At 40.1% G+C, this 19,321-nt stretch carries 21 protein-coding genes; 17 read left to right on the forward strand and 4 right to left on the reverse strand.

Features of this window, described 5'->3' with window-relative positions; genetic code table 11:
* The first annotated feature begins 58 nt into the window (after window positions 1-58).
* The 12 genes from pyrE (at window position 59) to LRA01S_RS01755 (ending at window position 11,606) form a co-directional block, all read left to right on the forward strand.
* Window positions 59-691, forward strand: coding sequence for an orotate phosphoribosyltransferase (pyrE, locus tag LRA01S_RS01700; protein WP_061773919.1), 633 nt, complete (start codon window positions 59-61; stop codon window positions 689-691).
* Between the two features lie 48 nt (window positions 692-739).
* Window positions 740-2,005, forward strand: a complete 1,266-nt coding sequence (locus tag LRA01S_RS01705; protein ID WP_061773920.1) for a dihydroorotase — start codon at window positions 740-742, stop codon at window positions 2,003-2,005.
* 75 nt (window positions 2,006-2,080) lie between these two features.
* Window positions 2,081-2,668 carry a DUF1054 family protein gene (locus tag LRA01S_RS01710; protein WP_061773921.1) on the forward strand — a complete coding sequence of 196 codons (588 nt, stop codon included), beginning with the start codon at window positions 2,081-2,083 and terminating at the stop codon, window positions 2,666-2,668.
* 112 nt (window positions 2,669-2,780) lie between these two features.
* Window positions 2,781-3,713: a homoserine O-succinyltransferase gene (locus LRA01S_RS01715; protein ID WP_061773922.1), complete on the forward strand. Its 933-nt coding sequence runs from the start codon at window positions 2,781-2,783 to the stop codon at window positions 3,711-3,713.
* A gap of 144 nt (window positions 3,714-3,857) precedes the next feature.
* Window positions 3,858-4,919, forward strand: a complete 1,062-nt coding sequence (locus LRA01S_RS01720; RefSeq protein ID WP_061773923.1) for a DUF871 domain-containing protein — start codon at window positions 3,858-3,860, stop codon at window positions 4,917-4,919.
* Window positions 4,912-5,805, forward strand: coding sequence for an N-acetylmuramic acid 6-phosphate etherase (gene murQ, locus LRA01S_RS01725; RefSeq protein WP_061773924.1), 894 nt, complete (start codon window positions 4,912-4,914; stop codon window positions 5,803-5,805). Before LRA01S_RS01720 ends, murQ begins: the two co-directional genes overlap by 8 nt.
* A gap of 31 nt (window positions 5,806-5,836) precedes the next feature.
* A complete protein-coding gene (locus tag LRA01S_RS01730) occupies window positions 5,837-7,789 on the forward strand; it encodes a glucose PTS transporter subunit IIA (RefSeq protein ID WP_082785346.1) in 1,953 nt (650 codons plus the stop codon).
* A gap of 70 nt (window positions 7,790-7,859) precedes the next feature.
* A complete protein-coding gene (locus LRA01S_RS01735; RefSeq protein ID WP_061773925.1) occupies window positions 7,860-8,711 on the forward strand; it encodes a MurR/RpiR family transcriptional regulator in 852 nt (283 codons plus the stop codon).
* 98 nt (window positions 8,712-8,809) lie between these two features.
* Window positions 8,810-9,520, forward strand: a complete 711-nt coding sequence (locus tag LRA01S_RS01740) for a DnaD domain-containing protein (RefSeq protein WP_061773926.1) — start codon at window positions 8,810-8,812, stop codon at window positions 9,518-9,520.
* On the forward strand, window positions 9,510-10,154 hold the full coding sequence (gene nth / locus LRA01S_RS01745) for an endonuclease III (RefSeq protein WP_061773927.1): 645 nt from the start codon (window positions 9,510-9,512) through the stop codon (window positions 10,152-10,154). Before LRA01S_RS01740 ends, nth begins: the two co-directional genes overlap by 11 nt.
* On the forward strand, window positions 10,151-10,846 hold the full coding sequence (locus tag LRA01S_RS01750) for a tRNA (adenine(22)-N(1))-methyltransferase (protein WP_061773928.1): 696 nt from the start codon (window positions 10,151-10,153) through the stop codon (window positions 10,844-10,846). Before nth ends, LRA01S_RS01750 begins: the two co-directional genes overlap by 4 nt.
* Window positions 10,836-11,606, forward strand: a complete 771-nt coding sequence (locus tag LRA01S_RS01755) for a Nif3-like dinuclear metal center hexameric protein (protein ID WP_061773929.1) — start codon at window positions 10,836-10,838, stop codon at window positions 11,604-11,606. The genes LRA01S_RS01750 and LRA01S_RS01755 overlap by 11 nt, the downstream gene beginning before the upstream one ends.
* A gap of 42 nt (window positions 11,607-11,648) precedes the next feature.
* On the opposite strand, the gene LRA01S_RS01760 is transcribed toward LRA01S_RS01755, so the two are convergent.
* The 4 genes from LRA01S_RS01760 to LRA01S_RS01775 all read right to left on the reverse strand — a co-directional run bounded on the left by LRA01S_RS01760 (window position 11,649) and on the right by LRA01S_RS01775 (window position 14,936).
* A complete protein-coding gene (locus LRA01S_RS01760; protein ID WP_061773930.1) occupies window positions 11,649-11,969 on the reverse strand; it encodes a hypothetical protein in 321 nt (106 codons plus the stop codon).
* A 44-nt stretch (window positions 11,970-12,013) separates the two neighbouring features.
* A complete protein-coding gene (locus LRA01S_RS01765) occupies window positions 12,014-12,586 on the reverse strand; it encodes a TetR/AcrR family transcriptional regulator (RefSeq protein WP_061773931.1) in 573 nt (190 codons plus the stop codon).
* Window positions 12,587-12,682: 96 nt separating this feature from the next.
* A complete protein-coding gene (gene yidA / locus LRA01S_RS01770) occupies window positions 12,683-13,489 on the reverse strand; it encodes a sugar-phosphatase (protein WP_061773932.1) in 807 nt (268 codons plus the stop codon).
* 127 nt (window positions 13,490-13,616) lie between these two features.
* Entirely contained in the window at window positions 13,617-14,936 is a 1,320-nt protein-coding gene (locus LRA01S_RS01775; protein ID WP_061773933.1) for an HD domain-containing protein, read from the reverse strand.
* Window positions 14,937-15,298: 362 nt separating this feature from the next.
* Between LRA01S_RS01775 and LRA01S_RS01780 the strand changes: the two genes are divergently transcribed.
* From LRA01S_RS01780 to purN, 5 genes are all read left to right on the forward strand, one after another.
* The gene (locus LRA01S_RS01780) at window positions 15,299-16,252 is read left to right on the forward strand and encodes a thiamine pyrophosphate-dependent dehydrogenase E1 component subunit alpha (protein ID WP_061773934.1); all 954 of its coding nucleotides are present in this window, start codon (window positions 15,299-15,301) and stop codon (window positions 16,250-16,252) included.
* On the forward strand, window positions 16,245-17,201 hold the full coding sequence (locus LRA01S_RS01785; protein ID WP_082785347.1) for an alpha-ketoacid dehydrogenase subunit beta: 957 nt from the start codon (window positions 16,245-16,247) through the stop codon (window positions 17,199-17,201). Before LRA01S_RS01780 ends, LRA01S_RS01785 begins: the two co-directional genes overlap by 8 nt.
* Window positions 17,202-17,579: a YwiB family protein gene (locus tag LRA01S_RS01790; protein ID WP_061773936.1), complete on the forward strand. Its 378-nt coding sequence runs from the start codon at window positions 17,202-17,204 to the stop codon at window positions 17,577-17,579.
* A gap of 150 nt (window positions 17,580-17,729) precedes the next feature.
* Complete coding sequence (purM, locus tag LRA01S_RS01795) at window positions 17,730-18,752, forward strand: phosphoribosylformylglycinamidine cyclo-ligase (RefSeq protein WP_061773937.1); 1,023 nt, start codon at window positions 17,730-17,732, stop codon at window positions 18,750-18,752.
* On the forward strand, window positions 18,749-19,297 hold the full coding sequence (gene purN / locus LRA01S_RS01800; protein WP_061773938.1) for a phosphoribosylglycinamide formyltransferase: 549 nt from the start codon (window positions 18,749-18,751) through the stop codon (window positions 19,295-19,297). Before purM ends, purN begins: the two co-directional genes overlap by 4 nt.
* Window positions 19,298-19,321 lie beyond the last annotated feature (24 nt).

Here is a 19,321-nt window from a genome sequence, read left to right on the forward strand (position 1 = left end):
TTTCCAATCGATCTTATGATAAAATGGTAACAAACAAATTTTTGAAAGAGAGCACAACATGCAAACACTATCCCGCGACATCGCTAAAGACTTACTCGATATTAAGGCCGTTTTCCTCCAACCCAATGATCCCTTTACTTGGGCGAGCGGTATCCAATCTCCAATTTATACCGATAACCGGATCACGATCTCTTATCCAGAAGTACGCCGTCGCATTGCAAAAGGTTTTGCTGAGCGTATTCGTGCTGAGTTTCCTGATGTTGAAGTGATTGCAGGTGCTGCAACTGGTGGTGTCCCACATGCTGCTTGGGTTGCTGAAATTCTTGATTTGCCAATGGTTTATATCCGCTCTAAAGCCAAAGACCATGGTGCAGGTAATCAGGTTGAAGGTCGCATTACTGAAAATCAAAAAATGGTGATTATCGAAGACTTGATTTCAACTGGTGGTTCTGTGATTGGGACAGCTGAAGCTGCAAGTCGTGAAGGTGCTGATGTCTTAGGGGTTGCAGCCATCTTCACCTATGAATTACCACGTGGTATTGAAAACTTTGAGAAAGCCAATCTACCTTTAATTACCTTGTCAAATTATTCTGATTTGATTGAGATTGCTAAAGAAATCGGTTATGTTAATGCTGATGAGTTAGAATTGTTGAAAAAGTTCAAGGAAAATCAAAACACTTGGCGAGATTAAAATCAAGTCATTGACCTGTAGTAGGCGCTAGATAGAAAAGGACCCAAAATGAAACTCATAAAAAATGGCCGTGTGATAGATCCCAAAAGTCAATTTGATGCGTTGGCTGATATTTTGATTGATGGTCAGAAAATTGTTGCGATTGGGCAAGATTTAACTAGAGAAGATGCTGAAATCATTGATGCGACTGGTAAAATTGTTGCGCCTGGCTTGATTGATATTCATGTCCATTTTCGGGAACCTGGTCAGACACATAAGGAAGATATTCATACAGGTAGTCTTGCTGCTGCGCGTGGTGGATTTACGACTGTCGTCATGATGGCCAATACGAATCCGACTGTTTCAACTGTTGAAACTTTGACAGAGGTTCTGTCATCTGCGTCACGTGAAAACATTCATGTTAAGAGTGTTGCGACCATTACCGATAAGTTTGATGGGCAAACGCTGACGGATTTTGAGGCACTTTTAAAAGCAGGTGCGGTTGGTTTTTCTGACGATGGGATTCCGTTCACGGACGCAGGTCAGGTGCGTAAGGCCATGCAAAAAGCTGTCGACTTCGACACGATTTTGGCCTTGCATGAAGAAGATCCGCAATTAACAGGTGTTTTGGGGATTAACGATGGTGCAGTTGCGCATCAATGTGGTGTGACGGGTGCACCGACGGTTTCTGAGTATAGTATGGTGGCGCGTGATGCGATGCTAGCCTTAGATACAAAGGCGCGTGTACATTTTCAACATTTGTCTGCAGGGGAATCGGTCGATATCGTCCGATTTGCTAAGGCGATGGGGGCGAGGATCACAGCAGAAGTGACACCTCAGCATTTTTCGATAACTGAAGATGCGATTTTGACACATGGTACCAATGCGAAACTCAATCCACCATTGCGTCGGACATCTGATATTGAGAAATTGATTATTGGCTTGCAGGATGGTACGATTGATGTGATTGCAACGGATCATGCGCCGCATACCCATGCAGAAAAAGAGCAAGAAATTACAAAAGCACCATCTGGTATGACCGGTCTTGAAACATCACTATCGCTTGGTTTAACACATTTGGTTACGCCAGGTTATCTGTCTGTTATGGCTTTACTTGAGAAGATGACTAGTAATCCAGCTCGGGTCTTAGATTTGGATGCGGGGTATCTCGCTGAAAATGGGCCAGCTGACCTTGTGATTTTTGATGCAGATGTTACGCGTGAAGTTGCAGATGATTTTGCCTCAAAAGCCAGCAACTCGCCTTTTGTTGGTGATCAACTGCAAGGTGTGATTGCTTATACCATTTGTGATGGTGAGATTGTTTACCAAGGTTAGTGAGATTAATTGTGGTGTTAGAAGATGGTGCGGGCATCATCTTCTTTCGCTTTTAATGAAAAGAAGGAGTTTCTAGTGAAAGTTTTTAACGACGATTCGTTTAAGGTTTTTGATGTTGAAGGCTTAGATGAGCGAATGGTTGCCATTCGTGCCAATATCCAACCGATTTTTGCAGATATCATGACAGAGGTTTCGACGCGTTTGAGTGCTTTTGTTGAGCATGAGACATTTGTTCATATTGCGCAACATCGAAGACGCACGCGATATGCGCCTGAAAATACTTGGTCGGCGATTTCTGATAGCAAGCGTGGCTACAAGTCTCAGGCTCATTTACAGTTGGGTATTTGGGATAACTATGTCTTTATGTATTTATCTATCATTGATAACCCTGCAAAACGTGAGCAGTACGCGGATGATCTAGCAAAACATCATGATTTTCCGGAGGATTTTGTCTATTCTTTGGATCATACCAAACCTGAATTTTTCTCGGTGACGGAAGGGTTAGAGAAAGGAATTCAGCGCTTGCACGATGTGAAGAAAGGGGAATTCGAAATCGGACGGATTATTTCCCGAGAGTCGACGATTTGGCAGGAAGATCCTCAAGCTTATATTTTAGAGACATTTGAGGCTTTGTTCCCACTATATCAACGCTTAAATGACTAAAAACTATCACTGTATAGTTTTTTTTTATAACTAACTATAATTTCATCATAGTTTGAAACGATGCTTTATCATGGTAAAATAGAGCAATGATACTAGGTAAAGGAGGGATTGGATGCCTGTAAAAGTCAATAGTCAGCTACCAGCTGTTAAACTGTTAGAAGCCGATAATATCTTTGTGATGGACGAAGCGAGAGCTGCGCAACAAGATATTAGAACCTTGAACATTTTGGTGGTTAATCTGATGCCACGCAAAATGGTCACAGAAACACAAATTTTAGCCTTACTATCCAATACACCACTTCAAATTAATGTTGATTTTCTGCATATGATGACGCATAAATCTAAAAATATTACGCAGAATCATCTAGATACCTTCTATAAAAGTTTTGATGATATCAAAGCGGACTATTATGATGGGATGATTGTGACAGGTGCACCTGTTGAAAATCTGGCATTTGAAGCAGTTGACTATTGGGATGAATTACATCAGATTTTAGATTGGTCTCGTTCTCATGTTTACTCAACCTTGCATATCTGTTGGGGGGCACAGGCAGGTCTTTATGCGCGTTATGGCATCTCTAAACATGCCTTAGATCAAAAGTTGTGGGGTGTTTATCACCAGACGGTAGAAAATCCCAAACATGTTCTATTTCGTGGCTTTGATGATGAGTTTGTTGCACCACATTCTCGGAGTACTGAGACACTTGCTAGTGATTTACCTCATGGATTTGACATCTTGTCATATGGCGAAAAGTCAGGTCTATCTATTGTGGCTAAGAAAAATTTGCGGGAAATCTATAGCTTTGGTCATTTAGAGTACGATCGGATGACTTTAGATTTTGAATATCAGCGCGATAAACTTGAATTTGGTGAGGATCTTGTGCCAGAAGCTTATTATCCAAATGATGATCCAACCCAAAAACCTCGCATGACCTGGTCAAGTGCGGCTAGCCTCTTCTTTTCAAATTGGCTTAACTATGCTGTTTATCAAGATACCCCCTATGACTTGCGGGAACTTGCAAAATTTGAATATTATAATCTTTAACCACGTTGATCGTGGTTTTTTAGATGATCCTTTTGAAATATTATTTCTTTTTTGAAAAAAAATAAACAAACTATTGAAATTATAATTCTTTTGATGTATAATATATTTATAAACATGAAATAATATTTCAAAAGGAGGTAAAACATGTATGGTTTCTCGATTATAATGAACTCAGATTTAGAGGAAGCAAAGTGTTTATACATTGCGAAAATGGCCAATAGTGGCTTTAAGGGTATCTTTACCTCGATGCATATTCCTGAGGATGATGTTAATCTCTATAAAAAGAGATTGACAGATTTAGGAAATTTTGCGCAAACGCATCATTTGAAGTTAATGGTTGATATTTCTGGTGATGCTTTAAGTAGGTCGGGTTTCTCTTTTGACAACTTAGCTGAACTGAAAGCAATCGGTGTGACTGGTTTAAGAATGGATTATCATATTAGTAATGCTATCATTTCAAAGGCTAGTCATACAATTACAATCAGTTTAAATGCCAGCACCATAACGCAACAAGATATTGATGAATTAAAAGAAAATAATGCGAATTTCAATCATTTGGAGGCCTGGCATAATTACTATCCGCGTCCAGAAACAGGACTTTCCCACCAAGACTTCATTGAAAAAAATAATTTTCTAAAGCAACATGGTTTTAAGGTAATGGCATTTGTCCCAGGTGATGCAGATCTCAGACATCCTTTGTATTTGGGGTTACCAACATTAGAAGTACATCGCTTTTTACATCCTCTGGCTGCTTTGCTAGATATGGAACGGATGGCTGTTGACCATATTTATGTTGGAGATGGTGGTTTACAAGAGACAACGGCTTTACAGCTTACTCAGTATATCAATGATCAAACAGTTCTTTTAAGGGCCAGATCTGAGACAGCTGATTTTAGGCATGTCCAAGGTGAACATGAAAATAGGCAAGATGCTGCAAGAGATGTGATTCGAAGCGCCAATGCAAGATTTAAGACTATCCCAGATATACAGCCTGAGAATACAGTAGTCAGAAAAAAAGGGGCAATCACAATTGATAATTGTGACTACGGTCGCTATATGGGAGAAATTCAAGTCGTCAAAACAGAATTGGTAGCGGATTCAAAAGTTAATCGTGTAGGGTGTATTGTTGCTGAAGACACAGACTTACTTGATTACATTGGACCAGGACAAAAATATAGAATAGAAAAAGAGAAGCAAGATGATTGATTTATCTACACTAACAACAGAACGCAGAAATACAGAAACCTTTAATCTTGATCAGATGAGTGTTCATGAAGCGACTTATAAAATGAATCAAGAAGACCAAAAAGTTGCTCAAGCTGTTGCCGAAGTATTACCAGAGGTTGAACCTGTGACAAATGCAGTGATTCAATCCTTTAAGCAAGGTGGTCGGTTAATTTATATGGGGGCCGGAACGAGTGGTCGTTTAGGCGTTTTAGATGCTGCTGAATGTGTCCCAACCTTTGGTGTTCCAGCGACACAAGTGATTGGTTTGATTGCAGGGGGGGATCAAGCCATGACCGTTGCAGTAGAGGGGGCAGAAGATAGTTTAGAGTTGGGACGTCAGGATTTAATTGATTTAAACTTGAATTCCAATGATACGGTTATTGGCATTGCTGCAAGTGGCAGAACACCTTATGTAATTGGTGGGCTAGATTATGCAAGTGAAGTTGGTGCAACCACAGCTAGTCTATCATGTAACAAGGATGCTGAGATTTCTAAACATGCAACATTACCGATAGAAGTGGACTGTGGACCAGAATTTTTAACAGGCTCAACGCGATTAAAATCAGGTACAGCTCAAAAATTAATTTTGAATATGATCTCAACAGTTGCAATGATCGGTATTGGTAAAGTTTATAATAATTTGATGGTGGATGTAAAACCAACAAATAAAAAATTAGTGGAACGCAGTAAGCGTATCATTATGCAAGCAACGGAATGTACCTATGAACAAGCTGAAGCAAAATTTGAGGAGGCCAATCAAGATGTTAAACTTGCAATCGTCATGATATTAACAGACTCAAGTGCAGAGGAAGGACGCGAAAAACTAGCTAAAGCGAATGGTTTTGTTAAACAGACATTAAATTAATAATCTTAAGAGGAATGGGAGAGGAAAACAAATGGCAGAAGAAAAGATTGCACGTATCGCAAAAGAGATCTATGAAAATGTTGGTGGCGAACAGAATGTCAGAAAAGTTATTCACTGTATGACACGTGTCCGTATGACAATTATTGACAATTCAAAGGTTAACCTAGTTGGTCTAAAAGCAATTGATGGTGTTATGGGGATTGTTGAAGATGACACACTACAAGTTGTTGTAGGTCCTGGAACGGTCAATAAAGTCGCTAAGAAAATGGTTGACATGGTCGGCGTCAAGCTCGGAGAAACTTTCCCAAATAGTGGTGGTTTGAGCTTTGAAGAACAGTCTTTAGCTAATAAAGCGGCTGCAAAAGAAAAATATAATAAACCTTCAAAATTAAAATCAGTCTTAAAATCAATTTCAAATATTTTTGTTCCAATGATTCCAGCTTTTGTCGGAACAGGGATTGTTGCAGGTATTGCGGCTGTTCTATCAAATTTAGTTGTTGCAGGTGGTCTCAATGCAGCAACATGGCAGCAGTATATTGATATCATGAATATCTTGAAAAATGCTTTATTTGCCTACCTGACGATTTATGTCGGCATCAATGCTGCTAATGAATTTGGTGCAACACCAACACTTGGTGGGGTTATTGGTGGCGTGGTCATGTTAACAGGCATGAACCCAGAAAATCCAATCAAAAACATTTTCACAGGTCAACCACTTTCAGCAGGACAAGGTGGGATGCTAGGCGTTTTACTAGCTGTTTGGTTACTTTCAATCGTAGAAAAGAAACTTCACGAAGTTGTACCTGAGTCAGTAGATATCATTGTCACACCAACGATTAGTTTGATTATTATCGGTCTATTAGAAATTTTCTTAATCATGCCACTTGCTGGCTTTGTTTCAGATCATCTTATCGGTGGTATTAATGGTATCTTAAATATTGGTGGTGCCTTCTCTGGCTTTGTATTAGGTATTGCCTTCTTGCCAATGGTGATGTTGGGGCTACACCAAATTTTAGGACCAATTCATTTGGAAATGATCGCTAAAACGGGTCAAACTAATTTACTTCCAATTTTGGCGATGGCAGGAGCAGGCCAAGTCGGTGCTGCATTGGCAATTTGGGCTAAACTTAGAAAAGATCGCACACTTGTTCAAAATATTAAAGGCGCTTTACCAGTAGGTATTCTTGGTGTTGGTGAACCCTTGATTTATGGTGTTACTTTACCAATGGGTAGACCATTTATCACAGCCTGTATCGGTGGTGGTATTGGTGGTGCAATTATCGGATTCTTCGGTAACGTTGGTGCTATTGCAACAGGTCCTAGTGGTGTCGCTTTAATTCCCTTAATTGCTCACGGAAAATGGATAATCTATCTTTTAGGACTAGTTGGTGCTTATATTGGTGGCTTCCTTGCGACATATTTCTTCGGTATTCCAAAAGATGCAAAAATGAAAGCAGACAATTTTGGTAAAAACGTTCAAATGGAAACACTACAACCAACTTTGCGTGTGGTGACAACACCTGCATTTGAGCGCTCTACTGTTTATGCACCAATGACAGGTAAAGTGAAAGATTTGTCTGAGGTTGAAGATGAAGTTTTTTCTAGTGGTATGCTAGGTAATGGCATCGCGATTGAGCCGACAAATGGACAAGTTAACTCACCAGTAGATGGTATTGTCACGACTGTCTTTCCAACTAAACACGCAATTGGTGTGACTAGTGATGATGGTGTTGAAATTTTAATTCATATCGGTATGGACACTGTCGAATTAAATGGTGAGGGCTTTGAAAGTTTTGTCAAACAAAATGAACGTGTGAAGAAAGGTGACTTATTAATACGAGTCAATCTTGATAAAATTAAAGCTGCAGGTTTATCAATGATAACGCCAATTGTTGTAACGAATTCAAATTCTTATAAAGCTATAAGTATTGATGCTAAAAATACTGTTGATAAAGGACAAGTACTCTTAACTATCCAACCATAATATTTATTAAATAGAAGAGGTTGGTTTATGCCAGCCTCTTTGTTATAATTAAATAAGGAATGGAGGCGTAATGGATACTTTACTGTTAATAAGAGAAAGATATTCTAGTCTAAGCGCTGTCGAAAAACGGATAGCAGATTATGTTTTTGAGTCTGGAGAGGCTATTTTAGAGATGAGCTCACAAGAAGTTTCCAAGAAACTGGGGAGCTCGTCTGCGTCATTAGTTAGATTCTCTAGAAAACTAGGCTATGATGGCTTTTCCCAATTTAAACAAAAATTAAGTGCCGCCTATGCCATGCATGCAGAAGATGACCGTTACTATGATGAAGTCAGCGATGCTGAAACACCTTTATCCATTAAAAACAAATTAAAAGTTCGCATTAACCATATGGTAGAGACGACGAATACAGCATTATCTGATGAAACGATGATCTCGGTCGTTTCTTGCTTAGATAAAGTTGAAGTCATCTTTGTTTTTGGTATTGGCGCTTCAGCCATTGTGGCACAAGATATATTCCAAAAATTTAGTAGAATCGGGAAACAAGTTTACTTCTTACAAGATACACATCTTTTAGTTTCTTCCCTCTCTGTTCAAAAAGATCAAGCTGCATTTATCGGGATATCAATGAAAGGTGAAACAAAAGAAGTCATCGAACTAGCGAACGTTGTTAAATCAATGCAAGTGCCTATGATTGCCATTACCTCAAATGAAAAGTCTACTTTAGGTCAGCTGTCTGATTATGTCCTTCACTCCATTTCTGGAGAAGATTTCCAAATGAGAACAGCAGCTACCATGAGTTTAATGGCACAACTCTACGTTGTTGATATTCTCTTTTACATGTATGTTTCAGAACACTTTGAACAAAGTTATCGAAATTTGCAGAAAACAAGTCAAGCCATCAAAGCACTAGGACAAGATTGATTTTATCGTTGATATTTCTGATAACTGATGGTACTTGCTAAATATGAATCTTATAATATTTAACCTCGTTTACCGTGGTTTTTTGGTATAATGAAATCATGACATATTACGACCAATTCAAAAAAAATATCGTCCTACCACAGGCGATATTAACGCATATTTTAGATATTTTCCCGACACTGGTGAGTTTCAATGTATGGCTTTATTTTTATGGCAATGAATCATTGGCACCTAGTCAAATTGCTAGTTTTTTAAAGATGACGACAGCAGATGTCAATCAAGCCATCAATCTTTTGACGGATTCAAACATATTGACAGCTGAGTTTGATGAGACAACGGGTGAGATGCGTTTTGATACGCGTCCAGCATTTGCTAAATTAGATGATCTCTTGGCAGTTGCAAGCAACCCAACATCAGCAAAAGATTCAAAAGTAGATGACGAAGTATCAGGCATTTCTGATATCGCTCGTTTGATTGCAGCTTTTGAGCCTGAAATGCCAGGTGGTTTGACACCGATTAACATTGAAGAACTACAGAAGTGGTTGACGGATGATAAATTTGAAGCAGACTTAATTCTCCAAGCATTACGCGAAGCAGCACTGAATCGGAAAGTCTCTCTGCCTTATATCCGTGCGATTTTGCGTAACTGGCGTAACGATGGTATTGTGACGGCGCGTGATATTGCCGATAATCGTGAAGCGCGTGAGATGCGCCAAGTAGAGCAACAAAGCGACACTACACTCTCAGAGGATTACTTTAATTCAGTCGATAGCCTACGCAAGGCTTGGGGGTATGACAATGCTCAGTAAGAAGAAATTTTTAGAAGTACTAGCGATTATCGCTGACATGTTTCCTGAGGCCCATGGTGAATTAGATGCAGAAACGCCTTTTCAACTGTTGATAGCAGTGATTTTGTCAGCTCAGGCGACAGATAAAGGTGTCAACAAGGCAACACCAGCACTCTTTGCCAAATACCCAGACAGTCAAAGCCTAGCTCAAGCAGAGGTTTCAGACGTTGAAAACTTAATCAAGACCATTGGCCTGTATCGCAGTAAGGCTAAAAATATCGTCAGAACGGCTGAGATGATCGAGAATGAGTTTGGGGGTGAGATTCCGAGAGATAAAGACCTACTACAGACCTTGCCTGGCGTCGGTCGAAAAACGGCTAATGTTGTGCTGGGGGATGCTTTTGGGATTCCTGGAATTGCTGTGGATACGCATGTCGAACGTGTGTCGAAACGCCTGCAGCTGATCAAACAATCGGCGACCGTCACAGAAGTAGAAGAGAAGTTGATGAAGGTTGTACCTGAATCAGATTGGGTGGTAACTCATCATCGCTTGATTTTCTTTGGTCGCTATCACTGTACGGCACGGTCACCGAAATGTGTTGCCTGCCCTGTTCTACCCTATTGTCACTTTGGAGAAAAAACTGTTTTAAAATGAAAAATGAAAAATTATCACAACGCCTGACACAAGTCGGTGAATTTGTTCCACAAGATGCTATTTTGCTAGATGTTGGAAGTGATCATGCCTATCTACCGATTCATTTAGTGAAGACTGGTCGGATAAACAAGGCGATTGCTGGAGAAGTTGTTAAAGGTCCTTACGAGAGTGCTGTGGCCAATGTCCAATCTGCAGGCTTACAAGATCAAATCTCAGTCAGATTGGCAAACGGTTTAGCTGCTTTTGAGCCAACAACAGACGGTGTGAACACGATTACGATTGCCGGTATGGGTGGTCATTTGATCGCAGAAATTCTGGAAGATGGTCGCGATAAGTTGTGTCAGGTCTCAACCATGATCTTACAGCCTAATAACGGCGAACGTCATTTGAGAACATGGTTGCAGGCACACGATTTCACGATTTCTGATGAAAAAATCCTAGCTGAAAATGACAAGATTTACGAGATTATCGTGGCACATCCAGGTCAATCTGTAGATAGATTAACGGAAGCTGAACTCTGCTTTGGACCTTTTCTACTGCAAGAAAAATCAACAGTTTTTCTTGAAAAATGGGCATCAGAGTTAGCAGCCAACCAAGAGATTTTATCAAAGATTCCAGCATCAGCCCAACAAAAACAAGCCGAATTTTCAGCAAAGATTGCTAAAATCAAGGAGGTTTTAAATGTTAGCTAGTGATTTTTTCGCGCGATATGAAGCTTATTGTCCTAAAGAGCTTGCCATGGCAGATGATCCAGTTGGTCTGCAAATTGGTACTCTCAACAAAGACATTCAAAAGGTCATGGTCACGTTAGATATTCGTGAACAAACCGTCCAGGAAGCAATAGAACAAAATGCTGACGTGATTTTGGCCAAGCATCCTGTGATTTTTAGACCACTAGATAATCTAACGGATCAAGACACACAGCAAAAAATTATCCTAGATTTGGCGCGTGCAGGAATTGCCGTTTATACTAGCCATACTAATATTGATATCGTTGAAAACGGCCTCAATGACTGGTTTTGTGACCTACTGGATGTCACAGAAACTGAAAACCTAACTGACTTTGGTTTGGGGCGTGTTGGCAACATCCAACCGCAAACCCTAGGTGATTTTAGCGAGAAAGTGAAGTCAGTCTTTGGTTTATCTGGCTTATCAGTTATCTCTTACGATCAGGATATGAGTCAGGAAATCAAGCGTGTCGCCATTTGTGGTGGTAGTGGTGGCAAATTTTATCCAGATGCCATTGCGAAACATGCAGACGTCTATGTGACTGGGGATATTTATTATCATACAGCCCATGATATGCTTTCTGAAGGGCTTTTGGCCATTGATCCGGGTCACCATATCGAAGTGCTATTTGTTAAAAAAGTGGCACAAATCCTCAGAGATTTCAATACAGATGTCTCGATTATCGAAAGTAGCAGCTTAACCAATCCCTTTATCAAAAAATGATGCCGATTCTTCGGCATCATTTTTTTTGATATTGGTTTAACATCATTTTTCAATATTGGATTGCAAGGTTTTGAGTTCTGCCAACCAATCCACATAGAATTGTTCGACTAAATCAGGTGTAATCACTTTTTCCAACCAATATTCAGGATCGACCAGCCACTTAGCTTCAGTCAGTTGTTTGACATCGAAAGTAGCAATATAGTGCTTGAAAGCATGGGCCAGATTGGGATCGTCTGTTTTATAAAGCTTGACTTGCTTCATGGGCTCAATCTCATTACTTTTAAAGTAGATGACAGCATAATTCGTATAGTCATCAATCGTGTAATACTGAGCCACTCGTTCAACAAACGTTTGATTATCCATTTTTTTAGACCTCCTAATCTCCTATTTGACACCTTTTATCTTACTTATCGAGAAATTGGTACGATATTAGGGTTATTGAGAATATAGTTGATAATTTCTTCAAATATAGTGATCAGATACTCATTTGAATAAGTTCGAATACCTGCGATACTTGAAGCAGCCATTCCATTGACGACAATCCATGAACGGATGTGAAGCGCATCAATTTGTTCCTCTGTTAAATTTTGATATTGACTAGAGTTAGCAACAATTTTTTTGTAATTCTCAAGAGAATAATCAAACATTAAGTGATTACGGGCAAAACCTTCAACGAAGAGAGCTCTATAAAGATTAGGGTTTTCTTCAGAAAATCGGATGAAAGCGATACATAAAGAGACCAATGGATCATCCGCATATTTTTCATTAAGTTTGACATCAAACATATAGTGGAAGACATGTTTCAAAACAGCTCGCTTATAGTTCTCCATATTTTTAAAGGCACCATAAATGGGTTGCGTCGAAATGCCAAACTTTTGCGCAACATCACGAGCTGTAAATTTTTCAAATCCATAAGTATTGAGATACTGAAAACCAAAATCCAGCATCATTTCATCAGTAATAACTTTTTTACGTGGCATGTCTTATTTCCTCCGTAGCCCTTATCAGGGTTTCATATAAGTAGTGCTAAGCACTAGGTGTGTTAGGTGTGCGATAGGTAAACTAAATTGACTTGTTTAAAGGACCCATTCATTAATAGCGTGTGCCACACCAGATGCTTCATTTGATTTGGTGATATATTTAGCTATTTTCTTGAGTTCAGGGTTACCATTTGCCATGACCACTGGGTTGCCAACGGCTTCTAACATTGAACGGTCATTTTCTTCATCGCCAATGGCCATGGTTTCTTCATGTGAGATTCCTAGCTTCTCAGCCAGATGCTGAACAGCTAAGCCCTTACTCGCGTTTTTGTTGAGGATCTCGAGGTAGAATGGTGTTGATTTAACGATAGTATAACGCTCTTTAATGCGCTGGGGAAGTTTAGTAATCGTCTCATCTAATTTTTCAGGCTCATCAATATACATCATCTTGATAATTTCGTGTTTAGCCATTTCTTCAGCAGTGCGATATTTTAAAGGAAGGCCTGTAATATAGGCTTCATTTATCGAGTATTTACTAATATTACGATTGTGGGTGTAGATGGTTGACATGGTAATCGAGTGAAGAGGTGTCTTAAGTCTGCGACTTTCCATTTCGATATCTAGATAATCATCATAAGTTAAAGGTTCATCGATGAATGCTTCACCGGTCGCAGTGGCTTGTACCAGGGCACCATTATAGGTGATGACATAATCACCAGCATCTAATAAATTTAAGGATTCTAGAATATTTTTAACGCCTAAAAGAGGGCGACCTGTGGCGATAACGATTTTAACCCCTGCGGCTTTAGCTTTTTGGATAGCTTCAAAAACTTCGGGTGTGATTTCGCGATTGTTATTGACGAGAGTCCCGTCAATGTCAATGGCAACGAGTTTAATTGACATGATTGTATGATGTGAGTTAAGTCAGTTCTCAACTCATTTCCTTTCTATTAATTCACTTCGTGAATTTTTGAACCTTGACCTCTGCTTACGCTTTATCTAAACGAGGTTATTGCAAACGTCTGTTAGTTCAAAGTCTTTTTTTTCCTAAAAAATGGTCATTCCTAATATAGCTAACAAAAGTTTCTTGCTCAGTTTTAAACAATGTATCTGGACTGAGAATGTCGCGTGGGAAATAGAAACGATTATCACCATGAGTCGTCCCAGTTAAGGATTTAACAAGACTAGATAGCTCAGATAGTTCAGTGAGTGTGCCATCCTTTTGCATGATTTCAATCTGTGTTCTAGGATTTTGAAGCTCTGGTCGATATAAATCGTAAGGTAAGTCAAAATTTGAATGAACAGCAGTATAATAATCCGTGTCAAAGCCTATTTTTTCAATGATTTGACGTAGGATGTCTAAATCTTTTTCATCTGCACTATCATATTTGATTGATTTAGCTAATTTTCGATTAATGAAGGCATTACTCAAATCCGATAGGATTTCGTCTGGATGGGTTTGCCAGTTTTGGAAATAGGTCGTCATCACACCGTCATCTAAATGAAGGTAGTCAGACAAGGTGTAATTGTGCTCAAAGAATGGAACTAAGCGTGGACTAGTCAGCTCGAAATAGTCTTTTTGTGTTGGATAGAGGACTTTAGCACGTTTTAAAAGTTGATGCAACAGGACTTCCATAGCACGGCTAGCAGGATGAAAATAAACTTGCATATACATCTGGTAGCGACTGACGATATAGTCTTCCACGGCATGCATTCCTTGAATTTTAAAAGCGATACCGTTGTCAACAGGGGTAATCACACGCATAATCCGTGTGAGATCAAATTCACCATAAGTCGCGCCAGTATAATAAGAGTCGCGTAAAAGATAATCCATGCGATCTGCATCAATCTGACTTGAAATGAGTTGAACGACCTGTTGATTTTCATAATCATGTGTAATGACGCTGGCGATCTTTTCGGGGAAGTCGGGCGCCACTTTTCTCAAGACAGCATTGACTTCAGTAGATGGATCAGTGATGATATTAACTGTAATCGCTTCGTGATCTGTATCAAAGACGCCCTCAAAAGTATGAGAGAAGGCACCATGGCCCACATCATGTAGTAAGGCAGCACATTGGGTGACGAGGTTCTCTTCCGAGTTCCAAATATCAGGATAATTTTTTGTAAACATTTCCGTGATTTGCTTGGCGATATTATAGACACCTAGACAGTGGGTAAAACGGCTATGCTCCGCACCATGAAAGGTGTAGCTAGATGTTCCGAGTTGCTTAATCCGACGCAAACGTTGAAATTCTGTTGTGCCAATCAGGTCATAAATGGTCTGGTTACTCACCGAGATATAGTTATGAACGGGATCGCGAAAAACTTTCTCTAATTTAGTATTTGACATACGACACCTTCTATATTATAAGTAGTTATATTATAACTTAAAATTCTGAAAAATGCACGATTTTAAGTTAAAAAAGTTCTTATTATTTTTTAACGAAGAACAGACTAAGTGCTAACAAAAGTTGATAGCTAAATTTTACGGAATTGAAATACTTTATTTGATGAAAATTATCGTATAATAGACTTACATGTGCTTTTTAAGATGATTTCAACTTCAAGTGATTGATTTTGAAAAATCTGACGAAAAAATAAAAGAATGACTTTGAACGGACTTGAGTTCACGAATGACACTGCTGAGACAGAGCATAAGCAGATGTCAAGATTTGAGAATTCATGAAGTGAGGTCAAAGAAAGGAAGGTATTATGCAAAATATTGAAAAAAATCGGGCATTAAGTTGGTACCAAACGATGGTGACCATCCGAGACTTTGAAAATATCATTGATGATAAAAACCGAGCAGGTTTTTTGTATGGCACGACTCATCTTTATAACGGTCAAGAAGCCATCGCAACTGCCATTTGTGATTTGTTATCACCAGATGATTTGATACTCTCAACACATCGTAATCATGGGCATGCTATTGCTAAAGGTACCAAAACTTATCCCATGTTTGCGGAGATTTTCGGTAAAAAAACGGGAACAAATGGAGGACATGGTGGTTCCATGCACATCAGTGATGCCTCAGTCGGTAATTTCGGTGGTAATGGTATTGTTGGTGGTAACTATCCAGTCGCCCTAGGCCTGGCTCAAGCACTTAAAATGGATGCCTCAGATCGGATCGTCGTTTGCTTTTCAGGGGACGGTTCAACTAATGAAGGCACCTTTCACGAGAGCCTAAACCTAGCCAGCATTTGGAAGTTACCTATTATTTTTGTGGTCGAAAACAACCAGTACGCCATGTCCAGTGATGCGTCTGTCATGATAGCAGGTAGCATTTCTGAGCGAGCAAAAAATTATGATATGAGCGCTTATAAGGTAGATGGACAAGATGTTTTTGCTGTCCATGATGTCTTTACACGTGCCCGCCAAGATGTCAAAAATGGTCCAGTCTTGATTGAAGCTGTGACTTATCGCTTTAAAGGACATTCACGTTCAGATAGTGAACAATACCGCACGCCTGACGAATTCTTTAACTGGGAAGATCCCATTAAGAAATTACGGGAAGCTTTAATCGCCGACTACGATGTCTCATCAGAAGAAATTGCCTTGATCGATGAAAAAATCTATCGTCACTTGTCTTCTGAAGCCGAGCAGGCTTTAAACGATGAAGAAGCAACCACACCAGCTGATATTTGGAAGGCGGTTTACAGTGACTAAGACTTTTTTACAAGCGATCAATGAAGGTCTGCGTCAAATTTTAGAGACCGTGCCAGAAAGTTATATTCTCGGCGAAGATGTTGGCACATATGGTGGTGGCTTTGGTGCGACAAAAGGATTAGTCGCTGATTTTCCAGACCGCGTGTTAGATACACCGATTTCTGAAGCGGCGATCACTGGTGTTGCAACAGGTTCAGCCTTATTGGGCAAGCGCCCTATTCTTGAAATTCAATTCTCAGACTTTTTGACAGTCGCTATTGACCAACTGGTTAATGAAGCAGCTAAAATTCACTTTCTTTCAAATGGTGAACAATCTGTGCCAATGGTTATCCGTGCTGCCAGTGGTTCAGGGACAGGCGCTAGTTCACAACACTCTCAAAGTTTTGAGAACTGGTTTGCCCACGTACCTGGCTTGATTGTTGTCATGCCGTCAAATGCCTATGATGCCAAAGGTATCTTAGTAGCTGCGGTTAAAAATAATAACCCAGTTTTGATTTTTGAGCCTAAATCACTCTATAAAACAGCCATGCCAGTACCGTCGGAGCTGTATGAAGTCCCAATCGGTCAAGCTAAACTTGTCAAAGAAGGGACTGATTTAACGATTATCGCCCTCGGTCGAATGGTAGAAGTGGCTAAGTCAGTCGCTAGCCAAACAAGTGCGTCACTTGAAATTGTTGATCCGATTACGATTTCACCGCTCGATATTAAAACACTTACAGCTTCTGCCCAAAAGACTGGTAAAGTCCTAATTCTAACTGAGGCGGTAACGCGTTCAGGCATTTCAGGTGAAATCCTAGCGCAGCTCGTCGAAGCAGGTTTTAGTGGTGCAATCAAACGCTTAGGTGGACAGTTTATGCCAATCTCAGCGGCTAAATCTGTTGAACTTGCGCAAGTCCCAACCGTTGATGCAATTCTTGCGACCATTGACAAGATGATGAAGGAGTTTTAAATGGTAGACATTACGATTGATAACCTCATTAGAATCGACCGTGAGACTGAAGTGATTCACGAGGAATTTACTGGAGACTATCATGAGAAAAATGGCAGCCATTTTTTGGTCTACCAAAATGAGCTAGACGAAAAAGTTGTGATGAAGTATGATGCTGAGATGCTGACGATTACACGCTTTTCACAGCCTAGCACAATCATGAAAATGCATCCTGAAGTTGTTACCAAAACAGCGATTGCGACTCCAGTGGGGCCGCAACATTTCCAAATTAAAACGCAGCAGTATCAAAAATCGGCTGATGGCTTTAAAGCTAGCTATCAATTCTGGCAAGGTGAGATGAAGATCGCGCAGTATGATTTGGCCGTTCATTTCTATTGAAATAACAGGAATTAATTTTAAAAACCGAACATTATACCTAAAAACTGTCTAAAAAGGCAGTTTTTTTGCTGATTTACGCCGAAATTAACCTATAATGATAAAAAAGGCCGCATTATAGCGAGCTCAAATAAAAGAAAGTTGGAACCAAGAGTGTCTGAAAAAAATGCTTACGCGCAAGCTGGTGTCGATGTAGAAGCTGGATATGAAGTTGTTGAACGGATTAAAAAACACGTCAAACGGACAGAACGTCTAGGTGTTATGGGTGCCTTGGGTGGTTTTGGTGGCATGTTCGACCTCACAACGACAGGCGTTAAAGAGCCCGTTCTCGTTTCTGGTACAGACGGTGTTGGTACCAAGCTCTTGCTCGCAATCGAAGCGGACAAGCACGACACGATTGGAATTGACTGTGTAGCTATGTGTGTCAATGACATCATCGCTGCAGGCGCTGAACCTCTCTACTTCCTTGATTACGTCGCAACTGGCAAAAACATCCCTGCCAAACTCGAACAAGTTGTGGCGGGCGTTGCAGAAGGTTGTGTCCAGTCTAACGCAGCCCTCGTCGGTGGTGAAACTGCTGAAATGCCTGGGATGTATGGTGAAGATGATTATGATCTCGCTGGATTTGCAGTAGGTGTGGCTGAGAAATCTCAGATTATCACTGGGGAGAAGATTTCAGAGGGTGACATCTTGATTGGCCTTGCGTCATCAGGTATTCATTCCAATGGTTTCTCACTCGTTCGTAAAGTTTTTGAAAATACTGATCTCAATGGCCAAATGATTGAATTGGGTGGTCAAAAATTAATTGATAACTTGCTAACACCAACTAAAATTTATGTTAAAGATCTCATGCCCTTGGTTAAAGCTGGCGTGATTAATGGGATTTCACACATCACAGGTGGTGGCTTTATCGAAAATATTCCAAGGATGTTTGGTGATGACTTGGCAGCAGAGATCACAGAAGGCACTTGGGACATTTTACCAATTTTTGATTTGTTAGAAAAAACAGGTAAACTCAAACACAGTGAAATGTTTGAAATCTTCAACATGGGCTTGGGCATGGTACTTGCTATTTCGCCTGAAAATCTTGAGCAAGCCAAAGCTTTGCTTGAGGGCAACTGTTTTGAAATTGGTCAAATCGTAAAACGTGACACAGCAGCGGTTATCATCAAATGAAGCTAGCGGTTTTTGCCAGCGGTTCTGGTACGAATTTTGAAAATCTTGTCAAACAAGGTATCCCTATCACCTTCCTGTTTACAGATAAACGGGATGCCAAGGCTTTGGCGCGTGCTGAAAAACTTGGCATTCAGTCCCATACTTTTGCCTTAAAAGAATTTGAGGATAAGGCTGCTTATGAAACTGAGCTTTTAAACCTATTAGCGCAGTATGACATTGACCTCATCGTCCTTGCCGGTTACATGAAAATCGTAAGCCCAACCTTGTTGCAAGCCTATGAAGGCCGTATTATTAACATACATCCGGCCTATCTCCCAGAGTTTCCAGGTGCTCATGGGATAGAAGATGCTTGGCGCGCAGGTGTGACTGAGAGTGGTGTGACTATCCACTATGTCGATGCAGGCGTGGATACAGGTCAGATTATCGCACAAGAGCGGGTACCAGTTTTACCTGATGACACCCTCGAAACCTTTGAAGCAAGAGTCCATGAAATGGAGTATGTGCTTTATCCTGAGGTTTTGAAAACTATTTTGAATCAGTCATAAAAGAGCTTGAATGCTCTTTTTTTG

This window comes from Pseudolactococcus raffinolactis NBRC 100932, from assembly GCF_001591765.1.
Lineage (GTDB): Bacteria > Bacillota > Bacilli > Lactobacillales > Streptococcaceae > Pseudolactococcus > Pseudolactococcus raffinolactis.